Annotated in this window: 8 protein-coding genes and 1 pseudogene; 2 read left to right on the top strand and 7 right to left on the bottom strand. The window is 47.8% G+C overall.

Annotated features, from left to right (window positions below):
- Positions 1-241 (bottom strand): hypothetical protein (locus tag P9687_RS16940; RefSeq protein ID WP_328228946.1); only part of this gene is annotated, 241 nt, incomplete at its 3' end.
- A 22-nt stretch (positions 242-263) separates the two neighbouring features.
- Positions 264-926, bottom strand: a complete 663-nt coding sequence (gene trmB, locus P9687_RS16935; protein ID WP_026104491.1) for a tRNA (guanosine(46)-N7)-methyltransferase TrmB — start codon at positions 924-926, stop codon at positions 264-266.
- Between the two features lie 154 nt (positions 927-1,080).
- On the opposite strand from trmB, the gene P9687_RS16930 reads away from it, so the two are divergent.
- Positions 1,081-1,359, top strand: a complete 279-nt coding sequence (locus P9687_RS16930; protein WP_026104490.1) for a YtzH-like family protein — start codon at positions 1,081-1,083, stop codon at positions 1,357-1,359.
- 146 nt (positions 1,360-1,505) lie between these two features.
- Here the strand turns inward: P9687_RS16930 and P9687_RS16925 are convergent, their stop codons facing one another.
- The 3 genes from P9687_RS16925 to thpR all read right to left on the bottom strand — a co-directional run bounded on the left by P9687_RS16925 (position 1,506) and on the right by thpR (position 4,217).
- Positions 1,506-2,297: a phosphotransferase family protein gene (locus tag P9687_RS16925; protein WP_014097674.1), complete on the bottom strand. Its 792-nt coding sequence runs from the start codon at positions 2,295-2,297 to the stop codon at positions 1,506-1,508.
- Positions 2,298-2,687: 390 nt separating this feature from the next.
- Positions 2,688-3,635: an NERD domain-containing protein gene (locus P9687_RS16920; RefSeq protein WP_035189007.1), complete on the bottom strand. Its 948-nt coding sequence runs from the start codon at positions 3,633-3,635 to the stop codon at positions 2,688-2,690.
- A 12-nt stretch (positions 3,636-3,647) separates the two neighbouring features.
- Positions 3,648-4,217 carry an RNA 2',3'-cyclic phosphodiesterase gene (gene thpR / locus P9687_RS16915; protein ID WP_014097672.1) on the bottom strand — a complete coding sequence of 190 codons (570 nt, stop codon included), beginning with the start codon at positions 4,215-4,217 and terminating at the stop codon, positions 3,648-3,650.
- A 151-nt stretch (positions 4,218-4,368) separates the two neighbouring features.
- On the opposite strand from thpR, the gene P9687_RS16910 reads away from it, so the two are divergent.
- Positions 4,369-4,536: a hypothetical protein gene (locus P9687_RS16910; protein WP_014097671.1), complete on the top strand. Its 168-nt coding sequence runs from the start codon at positions 4,369-4,371 to the stop codon at positions 4,534-4,536.
- Positions 4,537-4,586: 50 nt separating this feature from the next.
- Here P9687_RS16910 and dat read toward each other — a convergent pair whose 3' ends face one another.
- Complete coding sequence (dat, locus tag P9687_RS16905) at positions 4,587-5,453, bottom strand: D-amino-acid transaminase (RefSeq protein WP_017550253.1); 867 nt, start codon at positions 5,451-5,453, stop codon at positions 4,587-4,589.
- A gap of 92 nt (positions 5,454-5,545) precedes the next feature.
- Positions 5,546-5,712, bottom strand: a pseudogene (locus P9687_RS16900) (dipeptidase PepV); the annotation flags it as partial.

Genomic DNA, 5,712 nt, shown 5'->3' with positions numbered 1-5,712 from the left:
AAAAATCGAAAATACCGGTCCCGTTTTTCTCAGCCTGTTCCGCTTTGCAAAAATTGAAAATGCTGACCCCTTTTTTCCCAGCTGTTCCGACTTGCAAAAAAGGAAAATGCCACTCCCATTTTCCCTGCCTGCTTCGCTTTGCAAAAATCGAAAATACCGGTCCTGTTTCCCCAGCCTGTTCCGGGTTGCAAAAAAATTGAAAATGCCGTTCCCGTTTTTCCATGTCTGGTGCACGATGCAAAAAAAAGCGCCCCGCACTGCCATTATCCTTGCAGTGCGCCGGGCGCGTTGCGGTATTTTGCCTCACAGCGGTAAATGCGCTGCCCTTGTGCGGAAAACTTTTCTTCATATTCTGTCATGACATTGCCGGAAAAATCACTGCGATGCAAATCAAGGCTGATATTTTTTAACTGCAGGCCATATTCCGAAAAACTTTGCAGCGAGTATTCAAACAGACCTTGGTTGTCCGTTTTTAAATGAATTTCCCCGCCGTCCGCCAAAATGTCTTCATACAGCTGCAAAAAAGTGCGGTATGTGAGTCGCCGTTTTTCATGGCGTTTTTTTGGCCACGGGTCGGAAAAATTCAAATAAATCTGTTCGACATCGCCTTTTGCAAAAAATTCCCGCAGCTTTGCACCGTCCACATTTAACAATTTTACATTCGGGCGGTTTTTTTCAATCAGTTTATCGAGTGCAGACACGATCACGCTCGGCTGTTTTTCGATCCCGAGAAAATTGATTTCGGGATGCTGTTCCGCCATTTCAGAAATAAACCGGCCTTTCCCTGTTCCGATTTCAATATGGAGCGGGTTGCCGTTTCCAAACAGCGCCTGCCAATGGCCGCGCCATTTTTCCGGGTCAGGTACGACGAATTGCGGGTACTTTTTTAATTTTTCTTCCGCCCACGGCTTATTCCGTAATCTCATAAAAACACCCCAACTTATATTTTTTGGCAAAAGCCTGGCCTATCTGCATAAAAAAAGAGACAGGTTAAACAATAGAGTATGTATGGAGGTACCGGTGCAAGGCCTTCATGCACATGTCAACAGCTGCATATCTCTAGTGAAGGATGTGTTCCACTTGGCACTCAGCCATCGCGACCAGTTAACCTTATTAACGGATATTTTGTACGATCATCAAACAGACTGCTGCGGATCTGTTTCGGAATGTGAACAATTGGAAAGGCTGGTCAAATCATTGCTCGTCAATCCGGCTGTCGCAAATGATATGAAACAAACGCTGACAGATGTGTACAGCTACAGCCAGGCGGGAAAATATGCCCAGCATTTGGACGACCATATTGAAGCCCACCAAAACAAGCTCGGGGAATGGGTTGACCAGCTGAACACCTATTTTTAAAGAATGAAGAGCGGCAAAAAGAAGAGGAACCATCACCCGGTTTCTCTTCTTTTTCGTTCGAAACCGGTACACTTTTTTCGCTGCAAGCCCTCAACTGGCAGTTTCTCTAAAAAAGAAGACCCAGGCAAACGCGATGCAGCCTTCTTTTATTTTTTCACGCCGCCATGCACGTTCTGCAAAAAATCAAGCCAGCGTTGCATTTCTTCGTACCGGCCTTTTTCTTTATGCCAGCAAATCATCACAATCGCTTGGTAAATGGTGTGCCATTTCATCCGGAGCGAAAGGCTTGCGGTCATTTTCGTGCCGTATTGCAGCAACCACCTTTCCCAATTTTCGGGCGGAATGTAGGCGTACAGGAGCATGCCGATGTCCATCGCCGGATCGCCGATCAGCGGGCCGTCCCAATCGATCAGAAACAATTCATTTTCGTTTGATAAAAGCCAGTTGTTATGATTGATATCGCCGTGGCAGACGACACAATCCCCGTATGCAACGTTCGGCTGTTCACGTTCGAGAAATTCAAGGGCATCCAGAACACCTGGTGCATCGGGCCATTCCCCTTTTGCGCCGGATTTAAGATCATGCAGCATGTTTTCAGGCTTCATCGATTCCAGCCCGAGCCTTTGCAGCATCGTTAAAAGCGGTTTTGAATCGTGAATTTTTTTCAGCATCTTGGCAACGCGTTCTTCTTCCATTTCGTAAGGCTTTAGTTCCCTGCCCTCCACCCACTGCTGGGCCGTGATGGTGTCGCCGTTTTCTAGCCTTTTCGTCCAGACAAGCTTCGGGACAATGCCTTCAGCGGATAACACGGCCAGAAACGGCGATGAATTCCGTTTTAAAAAGAGGGATTGTTCCTGGTATTTGGCATAGAAGGCTTCTCCTGTCGCCCCCCCTGCCGGCATGATCTCCCAGCCTTTTCCTAATATATCTTCCAACATGTTCACCTTCAAATTCAGTAAGTCAACCTCACACCGATGAAAAAACAGCGATATCCCTGTTATAAAGCCAGGAAAAGTAGGATTTGTAAAAAAGTAAAAATGCCATTCCATTTTACACAAAACATTGGCGCGGATTCTTCCTGTTTGCTGAAAAATCCGCAGCTGCCGGTTTTTTCACTCGGCAAACGGAGACAAAAACAAAAAAAGACAGCTATTGGCAAGTATCATTCACAATAGCCACCTTTCAATAAATTTTATCGCTTTTTGACTTTTTTCGTCAAGCGTAATTTTGGTTTGCCGCGGGGCCGGTTTTCCCCGAAATATTGAAATACCGGGAAGGCAGCTGTTTGTCCCAAAAATTTTCCAATGTTTGCAAGAAAAATCTCCGCTCTATTCCCCGCCGCCGTGACGAGCAGCCTCGTTCGTTCCGGCACTTTTTTTGTCCAGGCATTCGTTAAGCAGCACTTGGGCCGACTTCAGTTGCATATATTTAAACGGTGAGCGCAAATTTCGCTGTTGCCGGAACCATTCGACATGCGGGCGTTTGTCAAGAATATGGAGGCCATCCGGCGCATCCGGCCATTGAATAAACCCGTTCCGGCAAATGAGCGCCCTTTCGACCGGAAAGGTGATATCATGCCGTTTCAGAATGCTGCGCACGATTTTTTCCGTCCGCGCGAGGGCAATGGCCGGATTTAAAATATTTTCTTCGTTCCCGGCTGTCCGCTTCTTCCAGAAACGGCCGTTCGACCCGAAAAAGACGGCATCCTTTTCTTTTTCCACAAAGGCAATACACCATACCGCCATTGGCGAAATCAAAAGATGTTCCATTTCCAAAACGGCTTTTTTGAATGAAAAAACCGGCCGGTACATCAATAAAAATGTATCCGGAAATCTTTGCAAAAAATATTTTAAGTCCGGGTCAAAATAAAGGACGGCTGGGATTTCGGACTGTTGCAGCAAAGTGGAACTGGCCCATTTCAGCTGGAACCGGAACAGCTGGTCGAGAAATAATTTTTTTAACTGGTCTTCCGTCTCCGGCAAAAAGGCAAGCTGCGGGGCAAAATCCAATTCCCCGGGTGGCGCGTGGAAAACCGGCGCGTCCGGCTCCTCTATTTCGGCCGTATCTTTTCTTTTTAACCAGTGTTTCATGCGGGAAAGGACCTGGCGCGATTCTTCCTGCGCAGGCGCTTCCTCTTCTTCCTCCGGCCCGTTTTCCCAGTTTTCCCGGAATTTTTCCCACTGTTGTTTTTTCAGCCGGATAAACTGGTTGGTGTAGCGGATTAAGTCTGTTTCATAACGTGATACAAAGTCTTGCATTTTTAATAACTGTCCCATTTTCCTTTTCCCTTACTTCAAATTCTGTGCATCAGCTAGCCTGAAAGACTGCACGATTTCGTATTTTGGCGTTTGATGGAGATTCGTCCGGTAGAGCACGATCCGGTCTGCCGAAAAAGGCACCGGTTCAGGCGAAAACGCATCCAGCATGCCGTCAGCAAAAGGTCTGTCACCGTCCCATTTCCGCGCCAGCGTCATATGCGGGTGAAACGGTCTTCGATCAAGTGAAAAACCTGCTTCAAGGCAGCAGCCGGCCACCATTGTCTCAAGATCAGAAAGCGGCGGTGATTCCTGTATGCCTGCAAAGAGTACACGCGGTTCGTCTTTTTTCCCAAAAGTACCGAAGTGGTCGAACACAAGCGGCAGCACGTGGAATGCACCGATTTGATCTGCAATCAGCCGGTTCGCTTTTTCCAATTGCGCCTCTTCTGCCGCTCCCAAAAAGGCAAGGGTAATATGAAGATCATCGCGGTGCACCCATCGCTTAAACGGCAGGCTCCCTTTCAAGCCGGCCGTTGCCTGCTGCAATTTTTGTTTGAACGCTTCCGGCAGCAAGACGGCATAAAAATAATGGTTTGCCATCGCTTTTTTCGCCCCTGTCCATCGTGGTTTTGTGTTTATTTTAACAAAAACTGCCCTGCAGGTATACTGTGCAAAATCTGGTTTCCGGCATTTCCGATGTTTTCATTTTTCCGAATAGGGTATATAAATATGTTAAGGGGGGAGAGCTGGAGTGAAGATTGGCGACCATGTCATGTACAAAGGTGAGAATTGTGAAATCGTATTTATTTACAAAAGCGGGTATTGTGAACTGAAGAAGCCATTTCTTCATCAAATTGTGCTTGCCCACATGTCGGAGCTTGAACCGGCAGGAGAAGAAGAAGCCAGGCTCCAAAAATAGCAAGGGGCATTCCTTTAACCGTTCCTCCGGCTAAAGGAATGCCCCTTCTTTTATTTTGGCGCGCCCGGCACCGCTGCCGAAAGAGCATGAATCTCCCTGTCAAAAGCTTGCTGCAGTTTTAACGTTATTGCGCCTGGTGTGCCGTCTGCAACGGGTTTACCGTCAATGTCCACAATCGGCATGATTTCGGATGTCGTGCTTGTCATCAAGACTTCATCCGCCGCGCGCAAATCCGCTACCGTAAACGGCTCTTCCCGGAAAGGAATGCCTTCTTTCCCGCAAATGCCAAAGACCACTTGTCTTGTAATCCCGTTTAAAATGAGGTTCGTTGCCGGATGTGTCAAGAGCACGCCGTCTTTTACGATAAATACATTCGACGACGAGCCTTCTGTCACTGTTTCGCCGCGGTGCTGGATTGCCTCATAAGCGCCGTTTTCCACAGCTTTTTGTTTGGCGAGCACATTGCCGAGCAGGTTCAGGCTTTTGATGTCGCAGCGCAGCCAGCGGATGTCTTCCGCAAGCACCGCTTTTACGCCTTTTCTCATTTTTTCAAGCGGCCGTTCCATTTCACTCGTGTATGCAACAAACGTCGTTTCGCTTGTTTCCGGAAAATGGTGTTTCCGCTTGGCAACGCCGCGCGTAAATTGCAAATAGACAATGCCTGTATCGAGGCGGTTTGCTGCAACCAGTGCTTCCAGTTGTGCCGTGAGCTGCTCCATTGTATACGGAATGTGGAGCGAAAGTTTTTCCGCGCTTTGATAGAGCCGCTTTAAATGCATTTCGCTTGTAAAAAGCCTGCCCCCGTATACGCGGACCACTTCGTAAATGCCATCCCCGAACTGATAACCACGGTCTTCAATATCAACGCTTGCTTCTCCCCTGTCGATCAGGGTGCCGTTTAAAACCAGTTTCTCCATGATGCAACCCCTTTGCCTTTTTTCATTTTATTGCGGCTTTCCCGCTCGTTCTTCTGCTTGCTTGCGGCCCGCCGGCATTGACGCAGCTAAAGTCACGCGTGCTTCCCTGCCAGTTCATAAATGGTCTGTGCATAAATAGCCGTTGCTTTAAGCAAATCTTCCACATACATGTACTCATCTTTCTGGTGCATGACATCTTCGCGGCCCGGGAAAAGCGCCCCAAATGCCACACCTTTTTTAAGGGTACGTGCATATGTAC

Origin of the sequence: Weizmannia sp. CD-2023, from assembly GCF_036225245.1 — a bacterium.
Classification (GTDB): Bacteria; Bacillota; Bacilli; order Bacillales; family Bacillaceae_C; genus Weizmannia; species Weizmannia faecalis.
This window is presented reverse-complemented; position numbering and strand designations above follow the sequence as displayed.